Here is a 364-nt window from a genome sequence, read left to right on the forward strand (position 1 = left end):
CAGCGCGGCCGTCGCCGCCTCGCTGTCGGCGATGTCGACGCCCGCCTCCGCGTAGGTCAGCCCCTCCTCTTCGGTCATGGCAGAAGCGGCGGGAGGACGGCGCAAAAGTCCTCCGCTCCCCTGCTGTTGTGGTTCAAGAGGTGTCGGCTACTGCGTGGGTCGGGCGTTTTCTGCGATGGTGGAGTGCACGGAGTTCGGTGTTTAGGCCGCGGAATCCGGTGTTTGGACCGCAAGCACGACCGCGGAGTGAGCTAGACCACTTGTGACCGCACCGCCCCGCACAGCCCTCACTGCTCGCGGCTCACTCCGTTCGCCGCTCGCTTCGAGGCGGTTTGCCTCGCCTTCGGCGAGTTTTCCCGCCTCG

Annotated in this window: 1 protein-coding gene; it reads right to left on the reverse strand. The window is 67.0% G+C overall.

Annotated features, from left to right (window positions below; all coding sequences use genetic code 11):
• The coding region (locus tag ACFR9S_RS12995) for a hypothetical protein (protein WP_379818837.1) at positions 1-105 on the reverse strand (105 nt) is incomplete at its 3' end.
• Positions 106-364 lie beyond the last annotated feature (259 nt).

Origin of the sequence: Halolamina salina, from assembly GCF_042678005.1 — an archaeon.
Lineage (GTDB): Archaea > Halobacteriota > Halobacteria > Halobacteriales > Haloferacaceae > Halolamina > Halolamina salina.